At 58.0% G+C, this 14,029-nt stretch carries 15 protein-coding genes; 9 read left to right on the top strand and 6 right to left on the bottom strand.

All coding sequences use genetic code 11. The features are described from left to right. The first annotated feature begins 41 nt into the window (after positions 1-41). The 4 genes from ACR0K9_RS04820 to ACR0K9_RS04805 all read left to right on the top strand — a co-directional run bounded on the left by ACR0K9_RS04820 (position 42) and on the right by ACR0K9_RS04805 (position 3,189). Positions 42-473 carry an ester cyclase gene (locus ACR0K9_RS04820; RefSeq protein WP_480532505.1) on the top strand — a complete coding sequence of 144 codons (432 nt, stop codon included), beginning with the start codon at positions 42-44 and terminating at the stop codon, positions 471-473. Between the two features lie 120 nt (positions 474-593). Beyond that, positions 594-1,394 (top strand): chromate resistance protein ChrB domain-containing protein, encoded by an 801-nt coding sequence (locus tag ACR0K9_RS04815; RefSeq protein ID WP_480821205.1) that lies wholly within the window; start codon positions 594-596, stop codon positions 1,392-1,394. Further along, entirely contained in the window at positions 1,391-2,641 is a 1,251-nt protein-coding gene (chrA, locus tag ACR0K9_RS04810; RefSeq protein ID WP_480821203.1) for a chromate efflux transporter, read from the top strand. The genes ACR0K9_RS04815 and chrA overlap by 4 nt, the downstream gene beginning before the upstream one ends. A 77-nt stretch (positions 2,642-2,718) precedes the next feature. After that, the gene (locus tag ACR0K9_RS04805; protein WP_480821201.1) at positions 2,719-3,189 is read left to right on the top strand and encodes an SspB family protein; all 471 of its coding nucleotides are present in this window, start codon (positions 2,719-2,721) and stop codon (positions 3,187-3,189) included. A 30-nt stretch (positions 3,190-3,219) separates the two neighbouring features. Here ACR0K9_RS04805 and ACR0K9_RS04800 read toward each other — a convergent pair whose 3' ends face one another. Next, positions 3,220-3,783 (bottom strand): hypothetical protein, encoded by a 564-nt coding sequence (locus ACR0K9_RS04800; protein ID WP_480821199.1) that lies wholly within the window; start codon positions 3,781-3,783, stop codon positions 3,220-3,222. Positions 3,784-3,990: 207 nt separating this feature from the next. On the opposite strand from ACR0K9_RS04800, the gene fumC reads away from it, so the two are divergent. The 4 genes from fumC to ACR0K9_RS04780 are packed head-to-tail and all read left to right on the top strand — an operon-like array spanning position 3,991 to position 6,440. Next, entirely contained in the window at positions 3,991-5,385 is a 1,395-nt protein-coding gene (gene fumC / locus ACR0K9_RS04795; protein WP_480532515.1) for a class II fumarate hydratase, read from the top strand. Then, a complete protein-coding gene (locus ACR0K9_RS04790; protein WP_480821197.1) occupies positions 5,385-5,561 on the top strand; it encodes a DUF4169 family protein in 177 nt (58 codons plus the stop codon). Before fumC ends, ACR0K9_RS04790 begins: the two co-directional genes overlap by 1 nt. Next, positions 5,558-5,779, top strand: a complete 222-nt coding sequence (locus tag ACR0K9_RS04785; RefSeq protein ID WP_480821195.1) for a ribbon-helix-helix domain-containing protein — start codon at positions 5,558-5,560, stop codon at positions 5,777-5,779. Before ACR0K9_RS04790 ends, ACR0K9_RS04785 begins: the two co-directional genes overlap by 4 nt. A gap of 58 nt (positions 5,780-5,837) precedes the next feature. Next, positions 5,838-6,440, top strand: coding sequence for a DNA-3-methyladenine glycosylase I (locus ACR0K9_RS04780; RefSeq protein ID WP_480821193.1), 603 nt, complete (start codon positions 5,838-5,840; stop codon positions 6,438-6,440). Between the two features lie 3 nt (positions 6,441-6,443). Here ACR0K9_RS04780 and ACR0K9_RS04775 read toward each other — a convergent pair whose 3' ends face one another. The 4 genes from ACR0K9_RS04775 to ACR0K9_RS04760 all read right to left on the bottom strand — a co-directional run bounded on the left by ACR0K9_RS04775 (position 6,444) and on the right by ACR0K9_RS04760 (position 10,799). Further along, the gene (locus ACR0K9_RS04775) at positions 6,444-7,325 is read right to left on the bottom strand and encodes a fructose bisphosphate aldolase (protein ID WP_480821191.1); all 882 of its coding nucleotides are present in this window, start codon (positions 7,323-7,325) and stop codon (positions 6,444-6,446) included. A 72-nt stretch (positions 7,326-7,397) separates the two neighbouring features. Further along, the gene (locus ACR0K9_RS04770) at positions 7,398-8,747 is read right to left on the bottom strand and encodes a cytochrome P450 (protein WP_480821189.1); all 1,350 of its coding nucleotides are present in this window, start codon (positions 8,745-8,747) and stop codon (positions 7,398-7,400) included. Further along, entirely contained in the window at positions 8,744-9,958 is a 1,215-nt protein-coding gene (locus ACR0K9_RS04765; RefSeq protein WP_480821187.1) for a hypothetical protein, read from the bottom strand. Before ACR0K9_RS04765 ends, ACR0K9_RS04770 begins: the two co-directional genes overlap by 4 nt. Positions 9,959-10,046: 88 nt before the next feature. After that, a complete protein-coding gene (locus ACR0K9_RS04760; protein WP_480821185.1) occupies positions 10,047-10,799 on the bottom strand; it encodes a cytochrome c biogenesis CcdA family protein in 753 nt (250 codons plus the stop codon). A 112-nt stretch (positions 10,800-10,911) separates the two neighbouring features. On the opposite strand from ACR0K9_RS04760, the gene ACR0K9_RS04755 reads away from it, so the two are divergent. After that, a complete protein-coding gene (locus ACR0K9_RS04755; protein WP_480821183.1) occupies positions 10,912-11,145 on the top strand; it encodes a sulfurtransferase TusA family protein in 234 nt (77 codons plus the stop codon). Positions 11,146-11,185: 40 nt separating this feature from the next. Here ACR0K9_RS04755 and ACR0K9_RS04750 read toward each other — a convergent pair whose 3' ends face one another. Continuing rightward, positions 11,186-14,005 (bottom strand): Rne/Rng family ribonuclease, encoded by a 2,820-nt coding sequence (locus ACR0K9_RS04750; protein ID WP_480821181.1) that lies wholly within the window; start codon positions 14,003-14,005, stop codon positions 11,186-11,188. Positions 14,006-14,029 lie beyond the last annotated feature (24 nt).

Genomic DNA, 14,029 nt, shown 5'->3' with positions numbered 1-14,029 from the left:
TCTCTGGTCCATCCTTCCCCTTGAAAGACAGGAGGGTCGAGATGTCGAAATCTGACAGATTGCGCGCGTGGTATTCTGAGGTTTGGGAAAAGGGCAACGTCGACGCCATCGATCAGTTCTTTGCCCCGGATACACTGGCCGAGGGGTTGATCCCCGAAATGCAGGTCGGTGCTGACGATTTCCGCGATTTGGTCATGGCCTTCCGCCATGTGCTTGGTGAAATCTCGGTCGACCTGCCGAAAATCATCGAAACCGGAGATTGGGTGTCCGGAATTCTGCATGTCCGCACCTGCCGCGCCGATAATGGCGCCCCGCTTGAGGTGACTGGACAGGTCATGGCCCGGTTCAAGGACGACAAGATGGTCGAGGCATACAACCAGTTTGATTTCATTTCATTCTTTGAGCAATTGGGCCAGTTTCCGCAGGACACCCTACCCGTCTGTATGACCGGACAACGGCTCGACTGGGCCTGATGCGGGCCTTGACCAATGGCAACCTTCCACGCTAGCAGAAGGACAAGGGGTTGGCTTGCGAACACCCCGTGAGGCGGCAGCCCAAGTTCGCATGTATCCGAAACACAAAGGAAACATGCTATGGCTGCCCCCAATGCAATTACACCCCGTCAATTGTCCCGCCTGATCGGCACCCCTCAGGCACCGGTTCTCATCGATATACGCACCGACCCGGATTTTGAGGAAGATCCTCACCTGATCCCGGGTGCCATTCGCTTGAGCTATTCGGATCTCGCCGGGATAGGACAGCGTATCGGTGGCGCGCAATGCGTGGTTGTCTGCCAGAAAGGCAAAAAGCTAAGTCAGGGCGTTGTCTCATGGCTTCAGGCCGAATATTTGGAAGGCGGTATGTTCGCGTGGCGCGATATGCCGGATGCCCCGAGTGTGCCCGCCTCGGCCCTGCCTGCTCTGGTTGATGAAAGTTCGCTCTGGGTGACGCGGCATAGACCCAAGATTGACCGAATCGCCTGCCCGTGGCTGATCCGCCGATTTGTAGACACTCGCGCCCGCTTCCTGTTTGTCGCACCTTCGGAAATCTCGGGCGTTGTTCAACACTTTGGCGCGGTGCCTTTCGATATCGACGGTGCCGAATGGAGCCATAAAGGCGATGCCTGCACGTTTGACTCCATGCTGGACGGATTCAATCTGCGTACTGCCGCGCTGGACCGCATGGCGAATGTGATCCGCGCGGCAGACACCGATCGGCACGATCTGGCACCCGAAGCTGCCGGGTTGCTCGCCCTGTCGGTCGGAATGTCCCGCCAATATCGCGAGGATCAACAGCAGCTGAAAGCCGGCCTGCATCTCTATGACGCGCTCTATCGCTGGGCCCGGGACGGGTTCGAGGAAACCCACAGCTGGCCTGCAGGACACGGGCAATGACACCGGGCATTTCCGAGCTTATCCGAGTTTTCGGCCGTATCGGACTGCTGTCCTTTGGTGGTCCCGCGGCCCAGATTTCCTTGATGCATCAGGAACTTGTCGAGCGTCGTTCATGGTTGGACGAACAGACATATCTGCGCGCGCTATCACTGTGCATGCTGTTGCCCGGCCCCGAGGCGATGCAACTGGCCACATATGCCGGCTGGCGCTTGCGAGGTGTCGTCGGAGGATTGATCGCCGGCACCCTTTTCGTCCTGCCCGGTGCGTTGGTGATCGCGGTTCTGGTCGCGCTTTATGCCGCTTTCGGTACATTACCACTGGTCCAGGCCGGTTTTCTTGGGGTCAAGGCGACCGTCATCATCATCGTTTTACAGGCTCTGCGGAACCTGTCTCGCAAAGCACTCACCGACACCGAGCACAAGGTGATTGCCGCGCTTGGTTTCCTGGGTATCTTTGTTCTGAACCTACCCTTCCCCCTGATCATCCTGAGCGCAGCGCTGTGGGGGTATGCTACCTCGAAAGCCACTGCGATGTCTCCGACCGAGTCGCTGCCTGCGGCGTCGAACCCCATTCGAACCTGCCTGATCTGGCTGCCTTTATGGCTGGGCCCGCTGGTTCTGCTGGACCTGAGTGATCAGAGACTGCTCAGCGACCTTGGCTGGTTCTTTGCCAAGCTTGCCGTGGTCACATTTGGCGGTGCGTATGCGGTTCTGGCTTACATGACCCAAACGGTGGTCGAGACTTATCAGTGGATCAGCACCGATCAGATGATCGATGCACTGGGACTGGCCGAAACCACACCCGGCCCCCTGATCCTGGTGACACAGTTCGTCGCGATGCTGAGCGGCCAGTTAGCCGGGGGTGCCGCATTGGCCCTGGCAGCCGGAGCGGTAGCGTTGTGGGCGACCTTTGTGCCCTGTTTCCTCTGGATTTTCCTCGCCGCCCCCCATCTGGAACGGATTGCCGCCCGACCGCGCCTGTCTGCAGCAATGCATGGAATCACCGCCGCAGTGGTTGGGGTGATTCTCAACCTGTCCGTGTGGTTTGGTCTGAACGTGTTGTTTGGCGACATTCTTGGCTGGACTCGGGGACCGGTTTCGATCCCTCTGCCAGACCCGGGCACGCTGAATTTCCACGCCGTGATCCTGACACTGTCGGCCGGGCTGTTGATTTTCCGTCTGAAATCCGGTTTAGCGGCCACATTGTGCATAATGGTTCTGGCCGGGATTGGATTGCAGGTTTTGTAATCAATGCAGCCCAGCACGGCCTTTCGTTTCCGCTCGAATCCCTTATGCTGAGATCAACCACTTTCGAAGGATCAACCATGTCGGAAGACATCGACTACGGGAATCTGATGCACACGGCCATGCGGGGCCTGATCAAGACCGTCCTGAGGGACGTGTCGGAAACCGGCCTGCCCGGCGCGCATCATTTCTTTATCACATTCGATACACGGCAAGACGGTGTCGAAATTGCCGATTGGCTGCGTGAACGGTATCCGGATGAGATGACCATCGTCATGCAGCATTGGTTCGAAAACCTTGAGGTCGGCGAAGAAGGGTTTTCGATCACGCTGAACTTCGGGGATGCGCCCGAGCCGCTTTATATCCCCTATCTGTCGATCAAAACCTTTGTTGATCCGTCGGTCGAGTTCGGCCTGCGCTTCGAAAGCCCCGAAGACGAGGACGAGATGGATCATCTGCCTGCCGAAGCCCCGATCGAGGTCGACGCGGAGGAGGACCCGGAACCACAGCACGATGCCGATGTGGTGTCGCTGGACAGTTTCCGAAAATAAACCTGCTTAAACCCCGCATTGATGCGGGGTTTACTGTTTTTTCAGGAAAGTCTCGACCGAGCGGGACTTCACACCGTTTCGGAACCGAGAGAATGACAAATCCAAACCGCCTTCGGCCAGGGTCCGGTCAAATTGCTGCAGTTCATAATCTCCGGTCTCACCAATAAACAGTGAGAATACGGTCAACGTTTCGCCCTCGATCCGTCCCCAGACAAAGGGTTCGCCCTTCATCGGATCCAGCGGAACTTCATGGCCGAACACATTGCGCCTCATCGCTGCGGAATAAACGTCCGGGCGGTCCGAGGCCTGGAAATCCACCGAGTATTTGCCCTCTTTGACCCGACCGTCCGATTTATATGTGGTTGTGGTCCAGCTGATATTGAACCCGCCTTTCAGTTCCTGAATGGAAACGCTCATGTCCCGGGGGGTCGCCGTGCCGTCGGAATCTACCACATCCGCCGAACCGGTATAGTCGCCGACAAACGGCGTGATAGAGTTGGCCGCTGCCTGCTGCACCGACATGGTCAGCCACGCGGATGCGACCAGCGCGAACAAAACCCCGTAAAGAGCTGATCCAATAACAGTGACACGCATGACTGCCTCCGACGCGAGTTACCTTTCTATTTTAGCTTTCACCCGCTCACGTACAATGGCACTGTTTTCGCTAACGGAAAATATTTGTACCGACGCCTCGTCTATACCTTTGAACACGCGGCGTTTAAGGTGCGCGCAACTGGCCGATTGCGTCCTGGCGTCGCTCAGGCTAAACGGCATACAATCGCATACCCGACGGAGTGACAGATGTCTCAGACCCGCACCGAATCCGACAGCTTTGGCCCGCTTGAAGTTCCTGCCGATAAATATTGGGGCGCGCAGACTCAGCGTTCGATCATGAACTTCCCCATCGGTTGGGAAAAGCAGCCCGTGGCCATTGTGCGCGCGCTGGGCGTGATCAAGAAGGCCTGTGCGATGGAAAACAAGGCCACCGGCAAACTGGACGCCACAATCGCCGACGCGATCATTCAGGCGGCTGGTGAGGTGATCGAAGGCAAGTTCGATGATAACTTTCCGCTGGTTGTGTGGCAGACAGGCTCTGGCACCCAGTCGAATATGAACTCGAACGAAGTGATTGCGAACCGCGCCATCGAGATTCTGGGCGGTGAGATCGGTTCGAAAGACCCGGTGCATCCCAACGATCACTGCAACATGGGCCAGTCGTCGAACGACACGTTCCCCACCGCAATGCACGTCGCCACCGCAACCAGCGTGCGCGACGTGTTGCTGCCGGGCCTTGAAAAGCTGGCCTCGGGGCTGGAACAGAAGGCCGACGAGTTCAAAGACATCATTAAGATCGGTCGGACACATACGCAGGACGCCACACCTCTGACTTTGGGTCAGGAGTTCAGCGGCTATGCGCATCAGATCCGTCAGGGTATTGCCCGTGTTCATGCTGCGATGCCGGGAATTTACGAACTGGCCCAGGGTGGTACGGCCGTTGGTACCGGCCTGAACACTCAAAACGGCTGGGGCGAAGCTGTAGCGGGTCATATGGCCGAAATCACCGGCCTGCCTTTCGTGACTGCCCCGAACAAATTCGAGGCACTGGCCGCTCATGACGCCATGGTCTTCCTGTCCGGTGCTTTGGCGACGATTGCGGGCAGCTGCTACAAGATCGCGAATGATATCCGTTTCCTCGGTTCCGGCCCCCGTTCGGGCCTGGGCGAGTTGATCCTGCCCGAAAATGAGCCCGGCTCGTCGATCATGCCCGGCAAAGTGAACCCGACTCAGGCCGAAGCGTTGACGCAGGTCGCGGCCCATGTGATGGGCAACAACGCGGCGATGACTTTCGCTGGGTCGCAGGGTCATTTTGAACTGAACGTCTACAACCCGATGATGTCCTACAACTTGCTGCAGTCCATTCAATTGCTGGGCGACGCCGCCGACAGCTTCACCGAACGGATGCTGCTGGGCATTCAGGCCAACGAGCCGCGCATCGACAAGCTGATGAAGGAATCGCTGATGCTGGTCACCGCGCTGGCGCCGACCATCGGTTATGACAATGCGACCACCGTCGCCAAGACGGCGCATAAAAACGGCACCACGCTGAAGGAAGAAGCCATCGCGCTGGGCTTCGTAGATGAAGCGACCTTTGACGCGGTTGTTCGCCCTGAACAGATGATCGGCCCGAAAGACTGATGGGCAAGCCGGTTAATCTGAACCGGTATCGAAAGGAAAAAGCGCGGGCCGAGAAAAAGGCCCGTGCAAACCAGAACTCTGTAGCCTTTGGGCGCACCAAGGCCGAAAAAGACGTTGTTAAATTTCAGCAGGACAAGCTGAAACGCAACCTCGACAATCATGAGCTGGATGAATGAGCGGACGGCCCGTCAAACGCTCTCTGACCCTCAAAGGGCATCGAACTTCGGTATCCCTCGAGGATGAATTTTGGCGCGCCTTTCGCGATATCGCTGAAGAAAAAGACCAACCTATCAACGCTTTGGCCGCTGAAATTGACGTGGATCGCGACCCGGATACCGGGCTTGCATCGGCCATTCGCGTATTTGTTCTGAACTGGTATCGTGCCAAGGTTTGACGGTTGTCATTCACAGCTCTTTCCGGGTAACCTCGTCGAGAACAAAAAGGGTACATTCATGAGCAAAACGGTATTGGGTCCAGACGGTCAACCACGATGTTCCTGGTGTCAGGCGGCCCCGGAGTTCTTTGATTACCATGACGAAGAATGGGGCTACCCGGTCTCAGATGACCAGCGACTGTTCGAGAAACTGTGCCTTGAGAGTTTTCAATCCGGTCTGAGTTGGCGCACCATTCTCAACAAGCGCGAGAATTTTCGCGCGGCGTTTTGCGGCTTTGATTTCAACAAGATGGCCGCATTTACGGAAGAAGATGTTGAGCGCCTTCTGCAAGATTCCGGCATTATCAGGCATCGCGGAAAGATCGAGGCGGTCATCAACAACGCCCACCGCGCGCAACAACTGGTGGCGGAAGAAGGTTCAATTGCGGCTTATGTCTGGAGATACGAACCCGAAACTCCACCGCCCCCGCAGACCGCTTCAACCTCTGTTGAATCCATCGCCATGTCGAAGGATTTGAAGAAACGGGGCTGGAAATTCGTTGGCCCGACGACCGTGTTTGCCTTCATGCAAGCCATGGGTCTGGTCAATGACCACGCCGAAGAATGTATCGGACGTGAAAAAGCGGCGCAGTTGCGCCGCTCATTCACCAAACCTGTCTGATGATCAGACCGAGGCGCGATAGATCTTGTCGATATTCCCGCCCAATGCAGCATTGAATTCAGCATCCGACTGCTGCTTGGACAGACCTTCCGTCAAAGCACGCGAGAACGAAGCGATCATCTTGCCGTTCTGACCCAGCAGATCGCAGGCCTGCTCGGTCGAATATCCGCCCGACAGCGCCACAACGCGCAGAACGCGGGGGTGATCGGCTAGCGCATCATACAAATTGGCCTGGCTCGGAATGGTCAGCTTCAGCATGACCTCTTGCCCTTCGGCCAGTTGATCAAGGTTCTTCAGGATCTCGGCTTTCAGAATATCCTCGGCCTCGGCCTTGGTTTCCGAGTGAATGTTCACCTCAGGCTCGACAATCGGCACCATGCCCGCATCGGTTACAACGCGCGCAACCTCGAACTGTTGCGCGACAACCGCGGCGATGCCTTCGGCGTTGGCTTCGTGAATGACCGAGCGCTCCTTGGTTCCAAACACGCCCTCGGCCTTGACCAGTGTCTCGGCCAGGCCCGGAATCGGCTTCATCATCTGAACGCCGTTTGCCTGCTCCTCAAGGCCTTTGTCGATCTTCAGGAACGGCACGATTTGCTTGGCGGACCACAGGTAATCAGCAACCTTCTTGCCTGCGATTTCTTCACCCAGCGTACGTTCGAACAGGATTGCGCCGATCACTTTTTCACGGGTGAAATCATCCGCCAGAATGATGCGGGCGCGCATTTTCTGGATTTCGCCGAACATCTCTTCGTCCGAGCTGTAGTCCGATGCCTCAACGCCATAAAGCGCCAGTGCCTTGGGGGTTGAACCGCCGCTCTGGTCCAGTGCTGCGATAAATCCTGCGCCATCGGACATCTGCGCGCGCTGTTCTGCCTTGGACATAACTCTTTCCCGTTCAATATGATTCCGCATTTGCCAACCGCATACAGCAAGCGGCTGAGCGATGATAGTTTGTTAGCGCTCAATCAACCGCAACCATATGCCATCTTTCGATCGCACGGTCAGGTGCGCGACCGGTATGGGCGTTTTGCCCCGGATTGTTTCAAAGCGATAGCGCCGCAGCAGCATCGACAGGATCAGCGGCCCCTCGATCATGGCAAAGCCTGCGCCGGTGCAGACCCGTGGACCGGCAGAGAACGGGATATACGCCTCTCGCTGGCAAGTCCGACCGTTTTCAGTGGACCAGCGGGTGGGGTCAAAATCGTCTGGATTGTCCCACAGACGCTCGTGCCGGTGCAGGTGCCAAGGGCTGATCACGATCTGAGCGCCCTGCGGAATGTCCCGGTTGCGGAACTGTTCCGGGCATGTGGTTTCTCGCACCATCATAGGCACCGGAGGGTAAAGGCGCAGCGCTTCGCGGAACACATCGCGACTGAGCTTAAGCTGTGACATCACCGCGAATTCTGCAAATTCCAGCGCCTGCGCCTCTGCCGCCACCTTCTCTTGCCAATCGGGGTAGAGCGCCATCAGATACAAAGTCCAGGCGAGAGCCGATGCACTGGTTTCGTGCCCGGCCAGGAAGAAGATCGCGACCTGATCGATCATTTCCTCTGTATCAAAGCATTTCCCTGTCTCGGGGTCCGGCGTTGTCATGATCTTTGTCGCCAGATCATTCGGCGCCTCGCCCGCTTTGATCGCCGTCGCGCGTTCGCCGGTCAACCGACCGATCAGATCGCGGATTTGTCGCGCGGTCTGACGCGTTTGGCGAGCATGAAGCCGCGGCATCCATCGCGGGAGCGGAATGAACGCGGCAAGGTTCAACAGCGGTTGTGCGCGCTGATATGTACGGAATTTATCGAACACCTGCGCGGCGACTGCATGGTCAATCGGCACCGAGAACAGCGTGCGGAAGATCACATCGGCGGCCACATGACTGGTGATCTCTTCGCATTCCACCGTCTGACTGGTTTGTGCGCCCATACGGTCTGCGCAAGCCTGCGCCGCAGCGACCATTGCTGGAAAGCTGTCTTTCAGCCGACCGCCTTCAAACGCCGGGTCAATGATCCGCCGCTGACGCTTCCAGGTCTCCCCATTGGTCAGGAAAACCGATTCCCCTAGCAAAGGACGCAACCCCTCGCTGATACGGTTGGATTTGGGAAAGGCATCTGGCCGGTCTTTCAACACGGTTCGGATCAGATCGGGCTGGTTGATCATGTAGGATCGAAAGAACGGCGTCCGAAACTCGGCCATCCATGCGCGATAAAGCCGCTGAGGTTGCGCGGATAACAGATCCTGCCGGAACAGGCGCAGATACCGCCACAAAGAGACCTTGTCCGGTCGTGCCTGTGGCTTCGGCGGCCTCATACGCGCACCGATGTGTATTTTGATACCGGCCTTTCGATCCGCGATTGCGAGGGCGCACGGCCTTGAAAACGGCTGGCCAAGGTGTGGGGCCCGGCGGTGATGCGGAAATAGTCGTAGTCTCCGGGATGGTCAAAAGCGCAGAGATATTGAAAATGCAGACGGAAGAACCGCCAACGCAGTTGCCTCCAACGCTCGGCTGACAGGGTTTGAGTGAAGGCGGCCGACAAAACAAGAGGGCCTCGTTTGTCGGCGGTCGCGACCCCGCTGACCGACACGGGGTCGCATAAGGCAAAGGCGCAGCCATCCCCCGGTGCGGACACGTCCACCCATGTCAGATCGGGATGTTCTGACAGATAGCGCAGGTCTGCACGTAAGCCGGTGGCCGCCGGCAGGAACGAAACCATCGGAACGACCTGCCCCAAGGTCAGGAAAGACAGCACCGGACCGCCATCGGGGACCTTTTGCCGTCGCAACAGCTCTGCCAGAACCGAGACGCCCAGATGAGCACCCGAGCTATGGCCCACGACCAGCACCTCATCCAAATCGCTGCCGAGGGCGTCTGAGATCAGATCAGAGAATTGCGCCAGCCGTTCCTTCATCTCGGGCGCATATGCCCCACGCAGTCGGGCAGAATGCGCGTAGTCATGCATCAGATAATAGGCAAAAAGCCGATTATCGAGCTTTCGAAACCAATGAAGCAGCGCATAGGCTGCCCCTATCGCGAGTGGCAGGCCCCACCCTCCGACCAGAGGATGCGACAAGGCGTATAAAGCCCAGGCAAGACCCAGCGCTGCAATCAGTTGCAGCAGCAGCATCCCCACCGGGTATAGCGCCGCGATCACCGGCCCTTTGCGCAGTTGCATCAAACGCCAGAGCGTTCCTGTTGAGATATAAATCCACGCAGTGCGGGCAAGCTGCAGATAGGTCGCGGGGATCGAACGCGCCATGCTCTGACGCACGAGATCGGACCAGACCAGCACATCAATCTCGGCCTCGACCAACGCGCCATCCTGTTGGGACCGAATATGCCAGCCATAAAGGTCGCGCCCTGTCCGACCCCGGATGGCTATGTCATAGCCCGAGATGGCAGCCTGAGCGTTCCCTTCGGTCCGATAAAGCTCGCGATATCGACGCGGGTGAAACGGGTCGTAACCGGGGATGTAGAATACCCGGCGCCTGCGCACCTCTGGATAGGTTTGTTGACTGCTCATTAACCCGGCCCTCTGCCGTGTAGATTAGCGCAGAGTGATGGCTAGAGTAAGACCCGCCATCGCCACATCCATGTTTAGCGCCAGAGGGCTAACCGAAAGTGGCCAGAACCGGGAAAGTTTCAAGCAGCCACCAGCTGAATTCGGTGAAGAGACCTGTGATCAACATGATGCCTACGAACAGGAGCAGCCCGCCCATCACCTTTTCGATCGTCGCCATATGCGGTTTGATCCGGTTCATCACCGCCATCGAGCGGTTCAGGAACATGGCCGCCAGCAGGAAAGGAATGCCAAGCCCCGCCGCATAAACACCCAGCAGCAAGGTGCCCCGTGCGACCGAAGCTTCGGACGCGGCCAGAGACAGAATTGCACCTAATTGGGGCCCGATACACGGCGTCCAGCCGAAGGCAAACGCAAGACCCAGGATATAGGCGCCAAAGATCGAACCACCGGAATCTCCGGTCTCAACCCGGGCTTCGCGATCCAGCAGCGGGATGCGAAAGACGTTGAGAAAATGCAGACCGAAGACGATTACCACGGCACCGGACAGCTTGGCGAAAAGCACCTGATTCTGCAGAACAAACGCCCCGAATGCCGAGGCGGTAAAGCCGAGCAGCAAGAAAACCGTCGACAGCCCCATGACAAAGAACAACGCCGCCAGTGTGGCCTTGCGCCGCGCGCGCACCTCATCCTTCATCTCATTGATCGAAACGCCGCTCATATAAGCCAGATAAGGCGGTACAATCGGCAACACACAGGGCGACAGAAAACTGATCAACCCGCCCAGCATGGCGATGAACATGGCGGGCAGCAGCCCTGCGTCGATGATATCTATTCCGAACATGGATTAGCACATATGGTATCAAGTCGGTTTCGTCACGGGGCCATTCAGTCACATCCTCGTGGCTGTATGTTGCATGCTGGACAGCATCGCGTGTTGGAAATATCTCAATCACATGACTGATGAGACCGAGACACTCGACGCGTTGGGGCTGTTATGCCCCCTGCCCGTTCTGAAAGCCCGAAAACGGCTAAAATCCCTGCCCGCCGGAGGGTTGCTGCGCCTGCTGGCCGACGACCCAGCGGCGATCATCGACGTGCCGCATTTTTGCAGCGAGGCGGGGCATACGCTGATTTCACAGGAGTCGACGGGCGGGTATCAGGTCTATCTGATCCAGAAATCCGGCTGACAAATACGAAAAAGGCGGACCAGATGGCCCGCCCTTTCGATCACTGTCCCAGTGACCACCAACCGCGCCGTTTCGGCTTGGCGGGGGCTGGCTCGGGTTCTTCCGCAACGGTTTCAAGAACAGGTTCCGGCGTTTCTTCTGCCGGGGCATCCTCTGCAACTTCTTCTTGCGCTACCGGCTCTGCAACGTCTTCTGCTTGCGCTTCAGGTTCTGCTGATTGCTCGGTTTCCGCGTCGGTCGCTGCCACAGGTTCTACAACCTCTTCTGCTTCAACTTCCGGCGTCGCATCGGCTTCATCGGATTGGGCAACTGGTTCGGATGGCTCAGGCGCGTCTTCCGCGGTCTCCGCCTGAGTTGGCTCAGGTGTCGGGGCAGCCTCTGACTCGGCGGGCTGAGTTTCTTCAGTCGCTGCCGTTTCCGCATCTTTTTTGCGACGACGTGGCGCACGACGTTTCTTGGGCTTCTCTGCCTCTTCAACGGCCTCGACAGCCGGCTCAGCCTCAGCGGCCTTCTCCTCGGCGGTTTCATCGTCTTTCGCCGCATCCGGCGATGCCGCGTCATCCGCGTCGCCCTCTGCCGCCTCAGCGCTACCCTCTGCGGCTTCTGCATTGCCCGCATTCTTCTTACGACGACGCCGACGCCGCTTGCGCTTGGGCTTCGCCTCATCTTCAGTCTGAACGTCGGAATCTTCGACGGCCTCTTCCTCTTCCGAGGCATCGACCATATCCATCAGCGTGGCATCTACCGAGACCACAGGCGCAGTCGCTTCGGGCACCACCCGGCTGGCCGTCTTGAATTTCTCCATCGAGAAATCGGGGCTGACCAGATGCACATCACCTTCGATCCGCACCGACAGGCCATAACGCGACTCGATCTGGGCGATATGCTCACGTTTCTGATTCATCAGGAAGTTGGCGATGCTGACCGGGCAGCGCACCAGAACCTCGCGCGAGCGGCGGCGGGTGCCTTCCTCTTCGATCTGGCGCAGGATCGACAGCGCCATGTTGTCGTCCGAGCGGATCAGGCCGGTACCATGACAGGCAGGGCACGGCTGAGTCGTCGCCTCGATCATGCCGGGGCGCAGGCGTTGGCGGCTCATCTCGAGCAGGCCAAAGCCCGAAATCCGACCCACCTGAATGCGGGCGCGGTCGGTTTTCAGTTTCTCTTTCAGGCGCTTCTCGACCGCCGCGTTGTTCTTGCGCTCGTCCATATCGATGAAATCGATGACGATCAGACCGGCCAGATCGCGCAGACGCAGCTGGCGCGCCACCTCTTCGGCAGCCTCCAGATTGGTCTTCAGTGCCGTCTCTTCAATCGAGCCTTCCTTGGTCGCCCGGCCTGAGTTCACGTCAATCGCCACAAGCGCCTCAGTCACGCCGATCACGATATAGCCACCGGACTTCAACTGCACCGTCGGGTTAAACATGCCCGCCAGATAGCTTTCCACCTGATAGCGCGCGAACAGCGGCAGCGCGTCTTCATACCGTTTCACGTTTTTGGCGTGGGACGGCATGATCATCTTCATGAAGTCCTTGGCGATGCGATACCCGCCCTCGCCTTCAACCAGAACTTCATCGATATCGCGGTTATAGAGGTCGCGGATCGACCGTTTGATCAGATCGCCTTCCTCGTAAATCTTCGCGGGCGCAATGGATTGCAGCGTCAGTTCACGAATCTGCTCCCACATGCGCTGCAGGTATTCATAGTCGCGCTTGATCTCGGATTTCGTCCGTTTGGCACCTGCCGTGCGCACAATCAGCCCCGCACCAGTCGGCACATCGATTTCCGAGGCGATATCTTTCAGCTTCTTCCGGTCTGCCGCATTGGTGATCTTGCGGCTGATCCCGCCACCACGCGCCGTATTGGGCATCAGCACACAATAGCGGCCGGCCAAAGACAGATAGGTTGTCAGCGCAGCACCCTTGTTGCCGCGCTCTTCCTTGACGACCTGCACCAGCAGGACCTGACGTACCTTGATGACTTCCTGAATCTTGTACCGGCGCGGGCGCGGTTTGCGCGGAGGACGGATATCCTCGCTGTCATCTTCATCCGCCACGGATTCGATGGTGTCATCCTTCGCGGATGCGTCGGCGCTTTTCTCTTCGGCGTCATCGTCCGCGTCCTGATCATCGTCAGAAGGCGCCGCCTCTTCGTCCTCGGCTTTGGCGTCAGCCTCACCCTCGTCAGAGGCCTCTTGCGCGCTGTCATCAGCGGTTTCGGTAAAGTCCTCGTCCGAATCCTCGGCGCTCTCAACGCCCGGTTCCTCTTCCTGAGAGGCTTCTTCCGAAACAGGCGCTTCGGCTGGCGCATCCTCAGTTACAGGCGCGTCTCCATCTTCGGGTTCTTCCACCGGGGTCTCGGCAACGATCTCCATCGGAGATGTCCCCTCGGGCACATCCGCCTCTTCACCGTCATCAAGATCGATGGTTTCCATGCCGGTCGGTTCGGACGAAACCTCCAGCGTCTCGACCGGATCGTCTGTCTTGACGTCGGCCGCCTTCGATCTCGAGCGCGACCGGCGTTTCTTGGGCTTGGCCTCTTCGGCCTCATCACGCGCCTTCATCGCCTCGGCATAGGCACGTTCTTCCTCCATCAGCGCCTCGCGGTCGGCGACGGGGATCTGATAATAATCGGGATGAATCTCGGAAAATGCCAGGAAACCATGCCGGTTCCCGCCATAATCCACGAACGCCGCCTGCAGCGACGGTTCGACCCGTGTTACTTTTGCAAGATAGATGTTGCCAGCAAGCTGGCGTTTGTTTTCGGATTCAAAGTCAAATTCCTCAACCTTGTTTCCGTCGACCACCACGACGCGGGTTTCCTCCGCGTGGGTGGCATCGATAAGCATTTTCTTAGCCATTTGTCCTTGGTGCACCGCGCCAAA

Source organism: Ruegeria sp. L12 (genome assembly GCF_056531745.1).
Note: the sequence above shows the minus strand (reverse complement) of the source record. Positions and strands in the feature narration are given on the sequence as shown.

What these genes read in the sequence shown, in the direction of transcription:
- ACR0K9_RS04780 (WP_480821193.1), top strand. Translation starts at nt 5,838, where the DNA reads ATGAGCAAAACGGTATTGGGTCCAGACGGTCAACCACGATGTTCCTGG.
- ACR0K9_RS04815 (WP_480821205.1), top strand. Translation starts at nt 594, where the DNA reads ATGGCTGCCCCCAATGCAATTACACCCCGTCAATTGTCCCGCCTGATC.
- fumC (WP_480532515.1), top strand. Translation starts at nt 3,991, where the DNA reads ATGTCTCAGACCCGCACCGAATCCGACAGCTTTGGCCCGCTTGAAGTT.
- ACR0K9_RS04775 (WP_480821191.1), bottom strand. Translation starts at nt 7,325, where the DNA reads ATGTCCAAGGCAGAACAGCGCGCGCAGATGTCCGATGGCGCAGGATTT.
- ACR0K9_RS04755 (WP_480821183.1), top strand. Translation starts at nt 10,912, where the DNA reads ATGACTGATGAGACCGAGACACTCGACGCGTTGGGGCTGTTATGCCCC.
- ACR0K9_RS04785 (WP_480821195.1), top strand. Translation starts at nt 5,558, where the DNA reads ATGAGCGGACGGCCCGTCAAACGCTCTCTGACCCTCAAAGGGCATCGA.
- ACR0K9_RS04820 (WP_480532505.1), top strand. Translation starts at nt 42, where the DNA reads ATGTCGAAATCTGACAGATTGCGCGCGTGGTATTCTGAGGTTTGGGAA.
- ACR0K9_RS04790 (WP_480821197.1), top strand. Translation starts at nt 5,385, where the DNA reads ATGGGCAAGCCGGTTAATCTGAACCGGTATCGAAAGGAAAAAGCGCGG.
- ACR0K9_RS04765 (WP_480821187.1), bottom strand. Translation starts at nt 9,958, where the DNA reads ATGAGCAGTCAACAAACCTATCCAGAGGTGCGCAGGCGCCGGGTATTC.
- ACR0K9_RS04760 (WP_480821185.1), bottom strand. Translation starts at nt 10,799, where the DNA reads ATGTTCGGAATAGATATCATCGACGCAGGGCTGCTGCCCGCCATGTTC.
- chrA (WP_480821203.1), top strand. Translation starts at nt 1,391, where the DNA reads ATGACACCGGGCATTTCCGAGCTTATCCGAGTTTTCGGCCGTATCGGA.
- ACR0K9_RS04750 (WP_480821181.1), bottom strand. Translation starts at nt 14,005, where the DNA reads ATGGCTAAGAAAATGCTTATCGATGCCACCCACGCGGAGGAAACCCGC.
- ACR0K9_RS04800 (WP_480821199.1), bottom strand. Translation starts at nt 3,783, where the DNA reads ATGCGTGTCACTGTTATTGGATCAGCTCTTTACGGGGTTTTGTTCGCG.
- ACR0K9_RS04770 (WP_480821189.1), bottom strand. Translation starts at nt 8,747, where the DNA reads ATGAGGCCGCCGAAGCCACAGGCACGACCGGACAAGGTCTCTTTGTGG.
- ACR0K9_RS04805 (WP_480821201.1), top strand. Translation starts at nt 2,719, where the DNA reads ATGTCGGAAGACATCGACTACGGGAATCTGATGCACACGGCCATGCGG.